Source organism: Paraburkholderia sp. XV, assembly GCF_020177535.1.
GTDB lineage: Bacteria > Pseudomonadota > Gammaproteobacteria > Burkholderiales > Burkholderiaceae > Paraburkholderia > Paraburkholderia caribensis.
The window spans coordinates 1-16,522 of sequence record NZ_JAGUUD010000036.1; the positions used below are offsets into that span (position 1 = coordinate 1).

The window sequence follows — 16,522 nt, forward strand, 5'->3', positions numbered from 1 at the left end:
AAAGAAAAGTAGGTGCCGCCCCGCACAGGGGCGACGCGTGAAGCGAGCTAACGAATCGCGGATGCCAGCGAAAGCGACAGCGAAAACAAAAGCAATTCCCGGATGCCAGCGGAATCGCGGATGCAAGCGCAAAGGCAAATCACGAATAGCAACCGAAAACCCAACCCCTCCCGCGACAGCGAAAAAAAACCGACCACCTCCACCAGAAAACAGAAAAACCAAAACCCAAACACCCCGAGAACAAAAAAAACAGAGCCCGCGCAGCGCCTAAAGTAACAGCCAGAGATATCAAAGAAAGGAGATCACCATGTTGCTCGGCCACCCTGTTCTCTTCAAATCATTGTGTTACATCGACGGCCGCTGGGTCCACAGCGAAACAGCCTCGACAATAGCGATACAGAACCCTGCAGATCAAAAAGTAATCGGCCACGTCCCGATGCTGGAAGCACACCAGATCACACAGGCAGTCGACGCCGCACATCGCGCATTCGAAACCTGGCGCTGGATCCCAGCCACAAAACGCGCCGCCATATTGCTCCGCTGGCACGAACTGATCCAACGCCATCAACACGACCTGGCAGGCATCCTCGCCCTGGAACAGGGCAAGCCACTCGCCGAGGCAACGGGCGAAATCACCTACGGCGCGAGCTTCATCGAATGGTTCGCGCATGAAGGAAAGCGACTGAACGGCCGCACGATCCCATCGCATATCGACGGCGCACATCTCGGCACGATCATGGAACCCGTCGGCGTCGCCGCCCTGATCACCCCGTGGAATTTCCCCAACGCGATGATCACCCGCAAGGCTGCTGCGGCGCTCGCAGCAGGCTGCACAGTCGTCGTGAAGCCCGCGCACGAAACGCCGTTCTCCGCACTCGCGCTCGCGCAGCTCGCAGAAGAGGCCGGTTTCCCGCCGGGTGTCTTCAACGTGGTGCTCGGCGATCCGCAAACGACGATGGAAACACTGGTGCGCGACCCGCGCGTGCGTACCGTCAGCTTCACGGGCTCGACGCGCGTCGGTGGCCTCGTCATGCAGGCCGTCGCCCAAAGCGGCATCAAGAAGACGGCGCTCGAACTCGGCGGCAACGCGCCGTTCATCGTCACGCATGACGCCGACATCGATCAGGCAGTGCGCGTGGCCGTGGCAGCAAAGTTTCAGACGTCAGGGCAAGACTGTTGCGCGGCGAATCGCATACTCGTTGCGCGTCCCGTCTACGATACATTCGTCGAGCGCTATGCGCAGGCCGTGCGTCAGTTGAAGGTCGGCGCGGCGTTTGAACCGGGCATCCAAGTCGGTCCGCTGATGCATCAAGCCGCGTTCGATGCGACCGTCCAACGCGTCGAGGATGCGCGTGCGAAAGGCGCGCGTGTTCTGGCCGGCGGCGTGCCCCATGAGCGCGGCGGCTGGTTCTTCGAGCCAACCGTGATCGCCGATGCGCAGAAGGGCATGCGCATCTACGATGAAGAGAACTTTGCACCCATTTCAGCCGTGTCGCCCTTCGACACGCTCGAAGAAGCGATTACGCGCGCCAACGACACCGAGTACGGTCTCGCCGCCTATCTGTGCGCGAAAGATCTGAACACGGTCTTTCAGGTCATTCGCCAACTGGACTTCGCGATGGTCTCCGTGAACGGCGCGAAATTCACGGGCGCGCCGATTCCATTCGGCGGCATGAGGGCATCGGGTCTCGGCCGCGAAGGCGGACTCGAAGGCTTCGAGCCGTTCGTCGAAACGCGGTACTTCTGCCTCGGTCAATTGGGCTTGCCCCTAACCGACGTCGCTTCGCCTGCTCGCCGGCCGCTCGCCGCGTGAGTCTGTCATTCAACTATCGATTAAATATGGAGTGTCATATGACCCAGTTCGATCAACTGTTCAGCGCGGACCGCGCGCATTTCATGCACCCTTCGACGCATGCTCACGATCACGCCAGCGGCGCGCTGCCCGGCCGCATCGTCACGGGCGCCAAAGGCATTCGCATCGAGGATCATCAAGGCAAGTCGTTCATCGACGCATTCGCGGGCCTCTATTGCGTGAACATCGGCTACGGCCGCACGGAAGTGGCCGACGCGATTTATGAGCAGGCAAAGAAACTGGCTTATTACCACACCTATGTCGGGCATTCCACCGATACGATCATCGAACTGTCGTCGCGCATCATCGACTGGTCGCCGACGGGTATGAAGAAGGTGTATTACGGCATGTCCGGTTCCGACGCGAACGAAACGCAGATCAAGATTGTCTGGTACTACAACAATGTAAAAGGCCGTCCGAACAAGAAGAAGATCATTTCGCGCCAGCGGGGCTATCACGGCTCCGGCATCGTGACGGGCAGCCTGACAGGTCTGCCGAGTTTCCATCAGCACTTTGATTTGCCCATCGATCGCGTCAAGCATACGGTCTGTCCGCATTGGTATCGTCAGGCGCCCGCTGGCATGAGCGAAGCGCAGTTCGTCGACTATTGCGTCGAAGAACTGGAGAAGCTGATTGCGAAGGAGGGCGCGGATACGATCGCCGCTTTCATCGGTGAGCCGGTGATGGGCACGGGCGGTATCCTGCCGCCGCCGGCCGGTTACTGGCCCGCCATCCAGAAAGTACTGAAGAAGCACGACATTCTGTTGATCAGCGATGAAGTGGTGTGCGGCTTCGGACGGCTAGGCTCGAAGATGGGCGCGCAGCATTTCGGCATCGAGCCGGATCTGATCACGGTCGCAAAGGGTTTGACGAGCGCGTATGCGCCGCTGTCGGCCGTGATCGTCGGCGAGAAGGTCTGGGACGTCATTGCGCAGGGATCGCAGGAACATGGTCCGATGGGGCACGGCTGGACCTATTCGGGACATCCCGTTTGTGCTGCCGCGGCGCTCGCGAATCTCGACATTCTTGAGCGCGAGAACCTCATGCAGAATGCGGCGGAAGTCGGCGGGTATCTGCAGCAACAGTTGCATGCCGCATTCGATTCGCATCCGCTCGTCGGCGAAGTGCGCGGCTCAGGCATGCTTGCCGCGGTCGAATTCATGGCGCATAAAGAAGAGCGTCGTCCATTCGACGCCGCATTGAAAGTCGGTCCGCGCGTGTCGGCCGCTGCATTGCAACAAGGACTCATTGCGCGCGCGATGCCGCATGGCGACATTCTCGGCTTTGCGCCGCCGCTCGTGACGACACGCGCGGAAGTCGACGAGATCGTCAAGCTGGCCAGGACAGCCGTGGATGAAGTCGCTTCGCAGGTGCTAAAGGAATCTGCTGCTGTCTAACAGCGTCGCAAGCGTATTGCAATTGGTAATCGCGCGAAGCAACTCGCTGCGGCTGCAGCATGAGGGTTGCTTCGCAAATGCACTCGTTGCGTGTTATAAGCCCAAAGACAGGCTTTTAGTTCCATCACTGGATGATTGTCTTTGGAGGCACGCATTGAAACTAATCGATAAAGCGAAATTCTCCGCAACAGCACTCGCCGTCGCAGGGCTCTTCACGACTTCCGCAGGCTTTCTCGAGTCCGCACCTGCTTACGCGAAGGCACCCCCGCCGCAGCAACCCGTACTCAACGCATCGGCCGTCGCCGTCGCTGACAAGTACAGCGCTGACGCTGCCGAGCAGATCTTCAAGGAAGGGGGCAATGCCGTCGACGCCGCTGTCGCTATCGCGTTCACACTGGCCGTCACGTACCCCGAAGCAGGCAACATCGGCGGCGGCGGTTTCATGACGCTGTACGTGAACGGCAAGCCCTATTTCATCGACTATCGAGAGCGCGCGCCGCTCGCTGCGACGCGCAACATGTTTCTCGACGATCAGGGCAATGTCATCAAGGGCAAGAGCCTTTTCGGCTATTACGCAGCGGGTGTGCCCGGAACCGTGGCGGGCATGTGGGAAGCACAGCACCGCTTCGGCAAGCTGAAATGGAAACAGGTTCTGGCGCCCGCCATCAGATATGCGCGCGACGGCTTCGAAGTCGACGAGCAACTGGCGAAGCGTCGCGAAGATGCCGAGAAGGACTTCGCAGGCAAGACGAATTTCGACACCTATTTCGGCAATCTGAAACAGGGTGTCAATTTCAAGCAACCGGATCTCGCGGCCGTGCTCACGCGCATCGCGAATCAGGGCGCGCGCGAGTTCTATAACGGCAAGACGGCCGATCTGATCGCGGCGTCGATGAAAGGTCACGGCCTCATCACGAAGCGCGATCTGCAGGACTACCGCGCCGTGTGGCGCCAACCCATTCAGGCGGACTGGAACGGCTATCACGTGATCACGGCGCCGCCGCCGAGTTCGGGCGGCATTGGCCTCGTGCAATTGCTGAAGATGAAGGCGGATTTGAAGAGTGACTTCACCAATGTCGATCTCAACTCGCCGCAGTACATTCACCTGATATCGGAAATCGAAAAGCGCGTCTTTGCCGATCGCGCGCAATATCTGGGCGATCCGGACTTCTATAAGGTGCCCGTCGCACAACTGACGGACGACGCCTATATCGCGAAGCGCGCAGCGGAAGTGAATCCCAACGCGCCGTCGGACACAAAGAGCGTGCAGGCCGGGCTCGGTACGTCGATGCCCGAGAAAGCGGAGACGACGCATTTCTCAGTGGTCGACAAGTGGGGTAATGCCGTGTCGAACACGTACACGATCAACGGCTATTTCGGTTCCGGCGTCGTGGCGGAAGGCACGGGCATCGTGTTGAACGACGAGATGGACGACTTCGCTTCGAAGCCCGGCGTGCCGAACATGTTCGGCGTGGTGGGCAGCGACGCGAACTCGATCGAGCCCAAGAAGCGCCCGTTGTCGTCGATGACGCCGACCATTCTGACGAAGGACGGCAAGGTGTCGCTGGTGATCGGCACGCCGGGGGGATCGCGCATCTTCACGTCGATCTTCCAGGTGGTCAATAACGTGTACGACTTCAATATGCCGTTGAAAGATGCGGTTGGCGCAATGCGTTTCCACCATCAACTGTTGCCGCCGAATACGATCTTCGTGGAGCCGTATGCACCTATCGAAGGCGACCTCGCAAGGCAGGTCGAAGCGAAGGGTTATACGCTTAAGACGCAGGATTTCAACGGCGACATTCAGGCAATCAAGATCAACGGCGAGCGGCCGGAGGCCGTATCCGATCCGCGCGGACGTGGCGTGTCGCGTGTGATACCGTAATCTCGCGGCATGCGCTGGCGTCGCGGCCAATCCCGCGGCGCCATGTCGATTCGCTTTGCAGCGGACATCGCCGGTGGGCGTGTCCGCTGTTTTCACTTTCAGAAGCGGGGAGTCAGCGATGAATCAGCCGGAATCACCGAGCCATACGCAAGAGCCGCGATTCGAAGGGCTCAGTGCCGTCACGCTCGCCACGCATGACATGGAGCGCGCCGTTGCGTTTTACCTGGCGCTTGGCTTTCCGCTTGCCTATGGCGGACCCTTGGAGGCGTTCACGTCGTTTGCGTTCGGCGGCACCTATCTGAACCTGATTCTCGACACGAGAGGACCGGTACGATGGTGGGGACGCGTGATCGTGCACGTGTCCGACGTGGACGCCGTTTATCGCAAGGCACTGGCAGCGGGATACCAACCCGAGGCCGCGCCCGCCGATGCTTCATGGGGCGAGCGCTATTTCCATATCACCGATCCTGACGGCCACGAGATCAGCATCGCCAGGAGGCTGTGAAGCGACTGTGAAGCGGCTGTGAAGGGGCTGTGAAGCGCCTACAGAGGCGCTTTGACGAGCCGCACGCGCTGCGCAAGAGTAATATGACTGACACCGAGAAAGCTGACAATCACACGAGCCCACGCGCCGCGTGTACCCTTTTCCGCGCTACGGAAAGAACAGGAGCCACTGTGATGAAGGAATCCGAACAGGAACTTGACGCCGCGTCGCTCGCCGCCCGGCAGCGCCGCTTCGAAGAGGACCTCGTCGATGCGTACGACGAGGAACTCGAAATGGAAGTCGACGACCGTATCCTCGACGGCGGCGAAGGCTTCACGCCCGAAGCGCGCGAATTGCGCAAGCAATACTTCCGCGAACTGTTCCGTCTGCAAGGCGAACTCGTCAAGCTGCAGGACTGGATCGTCAAGACAGGGCATCGCCTTGTCGTGATCTTCGAAGGGCGCGACGCGGCTGGCAAGGGCGGTGCGATCAAGCGCATCACGCAGCGACTCAATCCGCGCGTGTGCCGGGTCGCGGCACTGCCCGCGCCGAACAATCGCGAACGCACGCAATGGTATTTCCAGCGCTATGTCAGCCACCTGCCCGCAGGCGGCGAAATGGTGCTGTTCGATCGCAGCTGGTACAACCGCGCGGGCGTCGAGCGCGTGATGGGTTTCTGCACCGACGACGAATACGACGAGTTCTTCCGTTCGGTTCCCGAGTTCGAGAAAATGCTGGTGCGCAGCGGTATTCAGATCATCAAGTACTGGTTCTCGATCACCGACGAAGAGCAGGAAATCCGCTTCCAGGCGCGTATCCACGATCCGCTCAAGCAATGGAAGCTCAGCCCGATGGATCTCGAAAGCCGTCGCCGCTGGGAACGCTATACGCAGGCGAAGGAAGTGATGCTGCAGCGCTCGCACATTCCCGAAGCGCCGTGGTGGGTCGTGCAGGCCGTCGACAAGAAACGCGCGCGGCTGAACTGCATCCATCATCTGTTGAGTCAGGTGCCTTATCACGAGATCGAACATCCGTCCATCGTGTTGCCGGAACGCGTCTTTCACGAGGACTACAGCCGTCATCCCGTGCCGGACTCGATGATCGTGCCCGACGTATTCTGATCCTTGTTTGAAGGGCTGAAATGAAAAGCGCGGCATGAAAATGCCGCGCTTTCTGTTTGGCGCCGCCGTTCGATCGAATCGCCGCGGCGGCAAGCGTGAATCGTCAGAACAGGTGGCGGAACAACCAGTACAGTCCCGCGGACAGCGCGATCGACGCCGGCAGCGTCAGCACCCACGCAAGCACCAGGCTGCGCACGGTGCCCCATTGCAGGCCCGAGCCGTTGGCGGCCATCGTGCCTGCCACACCCGAAGACAGCACATGTGTCGTCGATACGGGCAGGCCGTACATGTCGGCGGCGCCTATCGTGACCATCGCGACGAGTTCGGCCGATGCGCCCTGACCATAGGTCAGATGCTGCTTGCCGATCTTCTCGCCCACCGTCACGACGATGCGCTTCCAGCCCACCATCGTGCCGAGCCCCAGTGCGATTGCCACGGCAACTTTCACCCACGTCGGGATGAACTTGGTAGCGTGGTCCATCTGCTTCCTGAAGTTGTCGATTGCCCTGGCGTCGTCCGCTGCAAACGCGGGCTGCTTCGCCTTCTCCATCAGACGGATTGCTTCCGACGCGACGTACATGTTGTTACGCACGTTATCGACCTTGTCTTGCGGCACGTTCGCCATCGTGCCCGACGCGCTGACCTGCTGACCGATCTGCTCCATCAGCTTCTGCAGCGCGGGCACCGTCGCGGGCACGAGCTGCCGCGTGCGCACGAAATTCTCCACTTCGCTGCGCGGCGCGACGACGGGCGGCACGCCTTGCGTCGCGTACTTGCCGAGCGCGGCGGAAGCCTGCTGCGAAACGGCGAGGAAGGTTTGCGTTTCGTTTGCCGTGACGGCCTTGTTCAGCGCGTAGGCCGTCGGCACGGTGCCGATCAGGATCAGCATGATGAGGCCCATGCCTTTCTGGCCGTCGTTGGAGCCATGCGCGAACGACACGCCCGTGCAGGTCAGAATCAGCAGCCCGCGAATCCAGAACGGCGGCGGCTCTTTGCCTTTCGGCTCGGCGTACAGCGCGGGCACGCGCACGAGCGCCTTGAGGACCAGCAACAGAAGGCCGGCGAGCAGGAAACCGATCAGCGGCGAGAACAGCAGCGACTTGCCGACGCCGGCAGCTTGCCCCCAATCGACGCCGCTCGTGCCGTCCGCGCCATGCAGCAGCTGGTTCATCAGCCCGACGCCGATGATGGAGCCGATCAGCGTATGCGAGCTGGACGACGGCAGGCCGAACCACCAGGTACCCAGATTCCAGATGATCGCGGCAATCAGCAGCGCGAACACCATCGCAAAGCCTGCGCTGCTGCCCACTTGCAGAATCAGTTCGACGGGCAGCAACTGGAGAATGCCGAATGCGACTGCGCCGCTCGAGGTCAGCACGCCAAGAAAATTCCAGGTGCCGGACCAGACGACCGCGACGTTGGGCGAGAGCGAGTGCGTATAGATCACGGTCGCGACGGCGTTTGCCGTGTCGTGAAAGCCGTTGACGAACTCGAAGCCGAGCGCGATCAGAAGGGCGACGCCTAGCAGCAGATACGGGACGATCGAACCCGTGCGAATCGGCTCGAGATCGCCGATTAGCTGAAACGCGCAATAGATCGCGCCAGCGACCAGCGCAATCACAAAGACGGCGAGTCCTAAGTTGCGGTTTTTGGCACTCGCGGTGCCTGTCTGCGGATATGAGAGTTCCGGCATGGCCTGGGCCTCGGGGGATGGTCGGGGGGATCTCCGATCCTGCAAGCCCAGCATGTCGATACGATGACAAACGCATGACGGGTATGCCCCTTAACATTTGTGCGCCGCGTCACGCCGTGTTGAACCGGACGCATCGCGAGAAGGCCCTTGCCGCCCAGACGCTAAAATAAGCGCGTGGCGCCAAGGCGCCGACCCGAATCGAGACCTCCTTGAAAAGAAAAATGCCAGCGCTCAATGCGCTCAAAGCCTTCGAAGTCGCCGGGCGTACGGGCAGCTTCACGCGCGCGGCGGAATTGCTCAACGTCACGCAAAGTGCAGTGAGCCGCCAGGTGCGGCAACTCGAAGAGCAACTCGGCGAAACCCTATTGCAGCGCAGGCATCATCATCTGGATCTCACGGCGTCGGGCCGCGTGCTGCTGCAGGCGTTGCAGCATTCGTTCGACAAGATCGAATGGACCGTGCGTTCCATTCAGGAGAAGACGCATCTGAACCGCTTGCGAGTCAATGCGCCGCCCACTTTCGCCAGCCGCTGGTTTTTGCCGCGCCTCGGGCGCTTGCACACCGAGCATCCCGAACTGGAATTGAGCCTGTCGACGCGGCTGGAGGACAATCTTGCCGAGTCGAGCGTGCTCGATTGCTCGATCCGTTTCGGCAATGGCGAATGGGAAGGACTCGATAACCTGCTGCTGATGAACGAGCGGCATATCGCCGTGTGCTCGCCCGCGTTGCTTGCACGTCAGGCAGGCAATGAAGCCATCGATCTCAATCAATTCACTTTGCTGCATGTTTTAGCGGGCGACAACCAGCGTTATCTGACCTGGCAGCATTGGTTGAAGGCGGCGGGTATCGAAGGTGTGGATACGTCCGGCGGTTTCGAATTCGACCTGCTCGATCACGCCATACGCGCTGCTGTCGACGGCCTCGGCATCACGATCGCCGATCGTCATATGATTGCGCACGAACTCGCCAATGGAGACCTTGTGCAGGTGCTGAACGTGCATGTCGACGGACACCAGTCATATTGGCTCGTGACCCGTCCCGAACAGGGCGACCTGCCGCATGTGACGGTGTTTCGCGACTGGCTGCAACAGGAAGTGTGGCTGACGCAGCGCAGCGTCGAAACATCGGCGGCCGCGCGGGTGCCTTTGATCAGCGGCCATTGACTCGCTTGCCGCTTGCGCGGCTTTTGACTCACTTAAGCTGATTCGTTTGCTTCACATAACTCTCATTGAGCAAGCGGACGCGCTAGCGCCGTCGACGTCCCTTGCCACGCGGCGCAAACGTTGGGCGTCCATCGCCCGTCGTGCGCAACACTGAAAAACCACAGAAGCGCTTCCAACGCGTAAATGGACTAATTACCCACTGCGGATGCTGGTATCATTTTTTTATACCAATCCATGACGTTGCGCCCGCATCGAAGCGCGCAGCGTCTCTATCAAAGCTTGGTGCAAACAGGGACCCTGCGGCACGCAGCGCACGAACGCGCGCGGCCTCATTCTCAGTCATTTGCTCGGGGATCGATAACGTTGGCAACGAAAAGCAGGGCCGGGCAAGGGAAGAGCTTTGTCGAGCGCATTTACCGCTTGCGCATTGCCGGGCTGGGGCTTGGCTTCTTCTGCGTCGCTTCCGTTTTCGCGCTACAGCCTCGCGGCTTCGTGCTGTGGTCGCTTCTCGTGTTTCATGGTTTCGCCTGGCCGCATGTCGCGCGGCGTGCGGCGCTTGCCTGTGAAGTGCCGTTTCGCGGCGAACGCCTGAATCTGATGGTCGATTCGATGCTCGGGGGTTTCTGGGTCGTGGCGATGCAGTTCAACGTGCTGCCCAGCGTGCTGATTCTCGCGATGCTCAGCATGGACAACATTGCCGCGGGCGGGCTGCGGCTCTTCACTCGCGGCGTGGTCGCGCATGTGCTCGGTGTGCTGACGGGACTCGTCACGGTCGGCTTCGTGTTTTCGCCGATGTCGCAAATGCCGACCATTCTCGCGTGTCTGCCGTTCCTCATTATCTATCCGCTGGCATTAGGCTTTACGAGCTACCGGCTGTCGCTCAAGCTCGCGCAGCGCACGCGCGAACTCGAGCATCTGAGCCGCACGGACGGCCTGACGCGCCTTTGGAACCGCCGCCATTGGGAAGGTCTGCTCGCCGAGGAATTCGAGCGCTGCCGCGCGAACCGCTACGCGTCGTGCCTGCTTTTGATCGACCTCGATCACTTCAAGCGGATCAACGACACGCTAGGTCATCCTGCTGGCGACGCGGTGTTGCAGGCGTTCGCCGATCTCCTGCGCAGCCATTTCCGCGCGGGCGACAGCATTGGCCGTTATGGCGGCGAGGAGTTCGGCGTCGTTTTGCCGGGCGCGACATTGCGCGAGGCGCATACGGTTGCGAAGGTGCTGGTGCAGCGCGTGAGGGAGAAGACGAAAGAAGCGTCGACACAATGCCCGTGCACGATCAGCATCGGCATTGCTCAATTGACCGACGATCTGTCCGACTATCACACATGGTTGCAGGAAGTCGACCGCAGTCTTTATCAGGCGAAGGCGACGGGGCGCGACAGGATCGTCGTCGGCGGTCTTGCGCCCGTTCAGGAAGTGGTGCGCGGCTGACCATGCCGAAGTGCGCAGACGCTTCACACTTCATAGCGCGTAAATGATGCCTGCGAAAATCGTGCCGAACAGCGCCCATTTGACGGCATAGTAAGTCGGCCGATGCCACGCTTTCAGGCGCTTGCCGACGCGGCGAACCGCGTACAGATACTTGAATCCGCGGTTCAGAAAGCCGGTGCGGTCGCCTTCTTCATTCGGCGAACTGGCCGCGCGCATCACGACATTCGAGAACATCCGGTTCAATGCGGTGGCCCAGCGGAAGTACATGGGCCGCTCGACGTCACAGAACAGCACGATGCGCGATACGTCGGTCTCGTTCTTCGCGTAGTGAATATAGGTCTCGTCGAACATCACCGCTTCGCCGTCGCGCCAATAGTACTGTTGGCCGTCCACGTCGATATAGCATTTGGGGTTTGCCGGCGTGACGAGTCCAAGGTGATAGCGCACCGACCCGGCATACGGATCGCGATGCCGCACGAGGCTCGCGCCCGGCGGCAACTGCGCGAACATTGCAGCCTTGATCGTCGGAATGTCCTGAAGCAGACGCGTGGTCACGGGACACAGCGATTGCGCCGACGGATGCGGCGCGTCATACCATTTCAGATAAAAGCGACGCCAGCCAGTCTTGAAGAATGAATTGAACCCGATGTCGTTGTAATGGGACGACGCGGCTATTTTTTGTGCAGCATCTACAGCAAGCGCTTCTTTGCGAATCACTTCCCAGTTTGACTTGAGCGGTGCCAATTCCGGGAAATGCTTTTCGTCGATATAAGCTTTGGCCTTGAGCGGCGAGAAAAGATAGAACAAGCAGTTGATGGGAGCCAGAAAGGTCGAATGATCTGATAGCTGGCGCCCGAATGTGAAACGGGCATTGCCGCGTCTTACTACATACGTGACGCTCACGATAAACCAGATGATAAATAGCCAGCGCATACCTTGCTCTCCAGGTTCCACCTGAACAATCGGTCTTTAGTAACCAGATCTGAAAGTGGAATCTTAGCGAGAACTGCGCCAGCCTGCTCTCGAGGGGTACGCAATGGAACGCGGTTCGCCAATCGGTTAAGCGGCTCGCTGTTAATAGCACCAAAGCGTGGTTTTTCTTTAGCGTGTGATTGCGTGGTAATGGGGCAGACAGACGCGTGAAAACGTGCGCTATTAACTGGAGACGGCGCCTCTTGGTGCAATACCGCGCAAAGTAATGCCGCGTTCCTGCGACATAGCACGGGATTTGTCGCGCCCGGGTTGCGCGGCGCCGATGTTCGGTGCGATCAAAGGCTCCACCGAGTAGCCGCGCCGCTCCCACGCGTCCAGCCCGCCCCTTAGCGCGCGAATTCGTGTAAAGCCTTTGTCGCGCATCTGCTGCGACACCGTTCTAGCCGTGACGTCGTCGGCGCAGATGCAATAGACGACGACATCGCGCGCGAGCAAGGCGGCGTCGACCGTGGCGGGCGAATGGACGTCGAGCGGCAGCGCGCCGGGAATGGGTTGTGGCGTTTGTCGTTTCATCTGCTCGGGGCGGGCGTCGAGCACGACGGGCGGCTTGTCGGGACGCATCATCGCATCGACCTGTTCCGACGAGATAGCCGCGAGCGACAGCGGCCGTTGCAGGCGCCAGCGCTGCACGAAACGGAACACCAGATAACTCGCGGCGATGGCGGTCAGCACATCGATGATCGTCCAGCCGTGCGCCCGCACTTCGTGAATCAGCAGGCTGAGTTGCCGCTCGAAAATCGCCCCGCCGAGCAGCCAGAACGTTGCCCACGCGACGATACCGACGGCGTCCCACGCGAAGAAGATGACGACGCCGACGCGCGTCGTGCCCATCAGCGGCGGCGTGATGATGGCGAGTCCCGGTATGAATTTGGAGACCGAGACGATTGCCGGTCCAAAGTGCACAAAGAGGGCACGCGCCTTGCGCACGCGCTTTTCGACGGCGGCCGACAGACGCGCGAGCGCATGGATCAGCCGTCGTCCAAGCATGCGGCCCGCCGTAAACCACACTCCGTCGCCAATCAGCGCAGCGGCAAGCGCGGCCGTCAGCACGTGCCAGAAGGACAGATGGCCGTTGGCGATCGCCGTGCCGGCGAGCAGCAGCACGGGCACGGCAGGCACGGGAACGCCGAGGCGCGTGAGCAGCACGTTCAGGAACACAACGGCCGCGCCCCACGTAGAAATTGCCGACGGATTGAGATCGACCAATTGAAATAGCTCCTTGCGCATCAGTTCGCTTCGCCGCGCACTGGCTGTCGTTCATTGTTGCACGGCTGACCATACCGCATGCCTGGCAAGCGGGCACAGAACCGGTACAACCGCTATAAATGACTTTAGCGTTCTATGGATGCGATGAGCGTGACGGGAATGTCGGTACATCCCATGCTGCTCGACAGTTCAAGTTCTCGCCATTCGCCATTCACCGATTTCGGGGAAATCAGCGGATCGAGTTGTCTGTCGGTGCGCAGCACATTGAAGGGCCACGAAGGGCGCAGCAGACGCTCATGCACCAGCGAACCAAGCCAGATCGGCGTGGGCGCCGCGCCGTTGCGGCGCGCAACGGCATAGCCCGTGCGCCAGAAACGCAATACGTCGCGTTCGTCGGTGCGGGTGCGCTGACGGCTGAAAACGAGTGTCGACGGTTCGCCGTCGTTGAGCTTGGGCAGCACGGGCAGATCCATCACGGGCACGTCGGGCGACACCAGCGAGAACAGGCTGCGCACATTGAAGCGCGTGCCTTCGAGCCAACCTCTGCTGCTCAATTGCGCGACGATCTGCTGCCGGTCAGCCGTCCATTGCACGGTGATCGGCTCGCGCCGGTCGCCCTTCATGTCGGAGCGGTAACACGGAAACTGCTTCCACAGCGAGTCCGTCCATTGCGCCTGCGTGACCACTACGGGCGGCCGCTGGCGCACCTGCGGCTCCGCGTCCGGCTGATGTCCCACGGCGATCTGCAGCCCGACGCTTGCGCATAGCACGACCAGCAGAACGGCAGGCATGTATTCGCGCGAAGGCGGCGCTTCCGGGTGCCGCCATACGGCCGTCAGTGCCACGACAGCGACCCAGACGGCCGCGAATGCTGCGCCGCCCACGGCATCGGAGAACGCGAAGCGCCCGGAATACAGGCCCGCGAACGCAATGGCGATCACGATCAGGCTCGCGAGGGCCGTGACGGCGATGCCCGTCAGCATGTTGACGCGGCGCGCCACGACGAACGCTAGAAAGCCGTAGACCGTGACGCTCGCGGCGACGTGATTGCTGGGAAATGCATAGAGATCGGACAGCGCGGCGGCGGGCGGCGCGTGCGGCACGATGACCTGGATCGCGAAGATCAGCACCTGCGAGAAGATCACTGCGATGAGCCAATAAATAAGCATGCGCCAGCGTTTCTCGAAGGCGATCATGATGGTCGATGCAATGACCAGCGCCGCGAGCGTCGGGATGCTGCCGAGCGTCGAGGCACGCGCGAGCGCTTCGCTGATCCACGGCGCCTGCGCGGATTGCAGAAAGCGATAGAAGGACATGTCGACCTGAACGAGCGGATCGCCCGATACGACGTCCTGCATGACGCCAAAGAAAATCCCCGCGCACACCAGCACGAAAACCGAAATGCCGACCAGCAGGCCAATAGCCGCGCGCTCGGGATCGACGATCCGATAGACCAGCTTTCCATACGGCGCTTCGTGATCGCGCGCCCACGCCACGAGGCCGCTGCGCGATGCACCGGCCCATGCGCGTGCGTGCGAGACGACTACGCGCATCACCCAGAAGCACAACCATACGATGGCGACCACGATTGCCAGCGCCGCGACGAGACGGAAGGACACGGCACCCGCCAGCTGGATCGAGGCGCCGAATACGACGCCCGGAAGAATATGCGCGGGCGCCCACAACAACGCGGACAGCACGTTCATCGCGTAGAAGCGCATGGGCGGCATTTCGAGCATGCCCGCGATCACCGGGATGATCGCGCGCAGCGGTGCGGCGAAACGCGCAAACACGACGCTCTTCGCGCCATGTTTGTCGAAATACTTCTGGCCGCTCTCGAGCAGCCCCGGGTGCGTGCTGAACGGCCAGAGCCTGCTGATCCTGTCTTTATAACGGCGGCCGAACCAGTAGCTCATGCCGTCACCCGCCACAGCGCCTGCAATCGCGCTCGCGAAGAGCCAGCCGAGATTCAGCGTGCCCGTGCCGACCAGCGCGCCCGCGATGAACATCGCCGTGCTGCCCGGCACGAAGGTGCCGATGATCGCGACGGCTTCGAGAAACGCAGCAAGAAAAACCACGACCAGCGTCCACGCAGTGTGGCCTGCAAGCAGGTGCAGAAGCTGGACGTACGCGTGCTCCATCAATATCTCCAGGTGTCGAAGCGGCCAATCAAGAGCACGGCGATGCGCATGTGGGCTCAAAGGAAAGGGACGTTGAAAGTTTATCAGTGTCGTACCGTTGAGCGCAGGCGTGCGGCCATGCAGCAATTGGCAGTCAATGGAATTAACGGTTGAAGGCGGGCTGTTATTCTCGCGGCATGCAAGCCAATGTCAAAAGCCGCTTCAGCAATTGCGTGTGACGAGTCTTATGCGAGGCTTAAGGGGAATAGCGTATCTGAGGACAACGGTTTTCTTACTCAAGCTTTAAAACGATAGCGCTTCTAAGCAATTCCGTGGCATAGTCCGCGTATGCAATTCAAAGGGAGGCAATAATGGCTACATTGGAAATCATCCAGGCTCGCATAAAGAAACTCCAGTCACAGGCCGAAGCGCTCATTGCTCAAGGCGCGCAAGGTGCGTTGGACCAGATCCGGGAACTGATGATCAAACACGGTCTCACGACGGAAGATATCGAGCGTCGCGCAAAGGCACGGCGCGAACGCGAGCGCAAGGTGCGTCTTGGCGTCAGCAGCGGCAAGGCTGGAATCAAAGCGGCGGTGAAAGGCAAGTTGCCGCCCAAATATCGCGATCCGAAGACGGGTGCAACGTGGAGCGGTCATGCTCGACCGCCGGCATGGATCAAGGACGTAAAAGACCGTAGCAAGTTTCTGATCGATGCTGCTGCGGCTGCGGCGGAACCTGCGGTGACTGCAAAGGCAGTGACGAAGAAAGCGGCGGCGAAGAAAGCTGTAACGGCGAAGTCGGCGGGCCGCAAGGTTGCGAAGAAGGCATCGGCAGGTGCAAAAGCCGCTGTGAAGAAAGTCGCTGCGAAGAAAGCGGCGGCGAAATCGGCCGGCAAGAAGACCGCCGCTAAAAAGGTCGCTGCGAAGTCCGCCGCGCCGACTGCCGGCAAGCGCGTCATTGCGAAAAAAGCCGCCGCGAAGAAAACCAGCGCGAGCAAGGCGCCTGCAAAGAAGGCAGCCGCAAAGAAGGCAGCCGCAAAGAAGGCAGCCGCAAAGAAGGCTCCCGCGAAAAACGTTACGTCCGTCGTCGAAGCGCCCGTGACGGCGCAGGCATCTACGCCCGCGACGGGCGAGGCTTGATCCGCGTCGAAGCGGCTTTCATGTAATCC

The 16,522-nt window shown here is 60.7% G+C and carries 12 protein-coding genes; 8 read left to right on the forward strand and 4 right to left on the reverse strand.

Going from position 1 to position 16,522, the window contains the following annotated elements; translation table 11 throughout:
- Nucleotides 1–307: 307 nt before the first annotated feature.
- From KFO72_RS18580 to ppk2, 5 genes are all read left to right on the forward strand, one after another.
- Nucleotides 308–1,813 (forward strand): NAD-dependent succinate-semialdehyde dehydrogenase, encoded by a 1,506-nt coding sequence (locus tag KFO72_RS18580; protein WP_225032722.1) that lies wholly within the window; start codon nucleotides 308–310, stop codon nucleotides 1,811–1,813.
- Nucleotides 1,814–1,851: 38 nt separating this feature from the next.
- Nucleotides 1,852–3,249, forward strand: coding sequence for an aspartate aminotransferase family protein (locus KFO72_RS18585; RefSeq protein ID WP_225032723.1), 1,398 nt, complete (start codon nucleotides 1,852–1,854; stop codon nucleotides 3,247–3,249).
- Between the two features lie 154 nt (nucleotides 3,250–3,403).
- Nucleotides 3,404–5,134: a gamma-glutamyltransferase gene (gene ggt, locus KFO72_RS18590; RefSeq protein ID WP_225032724.1), complete on the forward strand. Its 1,731-nt coding sequence runs from the start codon at nucleotides 3,404–3,406 to the stop codon at nucleotides 5,132–5,134.
- A 118-nt stretch (nucleotides 5,135–5,252) separates the two neighbouring features.
- Nucleotides 5,253–5,639: a VOC family protein gene (locus KFO72_RS18595; protein ID WP_035997620.1), complete on the forward strand. Its 387-nt coding sequence runs from the start codon at nucleotides 5,253–5,255 to the stop codon at nucleotides 5,637–5,639.
- 173 nt (nucleotides 5,640–5,812) lie between these two features.
- Nucleotides 5,813–6,739 (forward strand): polyphosphate kinase 2, encoded by a 927-nt coding sequence (gene ppk2 / locus KFO72_RS18600; protein ID WP_054933578.1) that lies wholly within the window; start codon nucleotides 5,813–5,815, stop codon nucleotides 6,737–6,739.
- A gap of 103 nt (nucleotides 6,740–6,842) precedes the next feature.
- On the opposite strand, the gene KFO72_RS18605 is transcribed toward ppk2, so the two are convergent.
- Complete coding sequence (locus tag KFO72_RS18605) at nucleotides 6,843–8,432, reverse strand: inorganic phosphate transporter (protein WP_225032725.1); 1,590 nt, start codon at nucleotides 8,430–8,432, stop codon at nucleotides 6,843–6,845.
- Between the two features lie 221 nt (nucleotides 8,433–8,653).
- Here KFO72_RS18605 and KFO72_RS18610 point away from each other — a divergent pair, with 221 nt between their 5' ends.
- Together KFO72_RS18610 and KFO72_RS18615 are read left to right on the forward strand one after the other, a co-directional pair.
- Nucleotides 8,654–9,595: a LysR substrate-binding domain-containing protein gene (locus KFO72_RS18610; protein ID WP_062917123.1), complete on the forward strand. Its 942-nt coding sequence runs from the start codon at nucleotides 8,654–8,656 to the stop codon at nucleotides 9,593–9,595.
- Nucleotides 9,596–9,958: 363 nt separating this feature from the next.
- Nucleotides 9,959–11,032, forward strand: coding sequence for a diguanylate cyclase (locus tag KFO72_RS18615; RefSeq protein ID WP_225032726.1), 1,074 nt, complete (start codon nucleotides 9,959–9,961; stop codon nucleotides 11,030–11,032).
- 30 nt (nucleotides 11,033–11,062) lie between these two features.
- Here the strand turns inward: KFO72_RS18615 and KFO72_RS18620 are convergent, their stop codons facing one another.
- The 3 genes from KFO72_RS18620 to KFO72_RS18630 form a co-directional block, all read right to left on the reverse strand.
- Nucleotides 11,063–11,965 (reverse strand): aspartyl/asparaginyl beta-hydroxylase domain-containing protein, encoded by a 903-nt coding sequence (locus KFO72_RS18620; RefSeq protein WP_054933582.1) that lies wholly within the window; start codon nucleotides 11,963–11,965, stop codon nucleotides 11,063–11,065.
- A gap of 222 nt (nucleotides 11,966–12,187) precedes the next feature.
- Nucleotides 12,188–13,231 carry a VTT domain-containing protein gene (locus KFO72_RS18625; RefSeq protein ID WP_225032727.1) on the reverse strand — a complete coding sequence of 348 codons (1,044 nt, stop codon included), beginning with the start codon at nucleotides 13,229–13,231 and terminating at the stop codon, nucleotides 12,188–12,190.
- 125 nt (nucleotides 13,232–13,356) lie between these two features.
- Nucleotides 13,357–15,372 carry a VTT domain-containing protein gene (locus tag KFO72_RS18630; RefSeq protein WP_060605209.1) on the reverse strand — a complete coding sequence of 672 codons (2,016 nt, stop codon included), beginning with the start codon at nucleotides 15,370–15,372 and terminating at the stop codon, nucleotides 13,357–13,359.
- Nucleotides 15,373–15,722: 350 nt separating this feature from the next.
- On the opposite strand from KFO72_RS18630, the gene KFO72_RS18635 reads away from it, so the two are divergent.
- Nucleotides 15,723–16,493, forward strand: coding sequence for an H-NS histone family protein (locus KFO72_RS18635; protein WP_225032728.1), 771 nt, complete (start codon nucleotides 15,723–15,725; stop codon nucleotides 16,491–16,493).
- The last annotated feature ends 29 nt before the right edge of the window (nucleotides 16,494–16,522 follow it).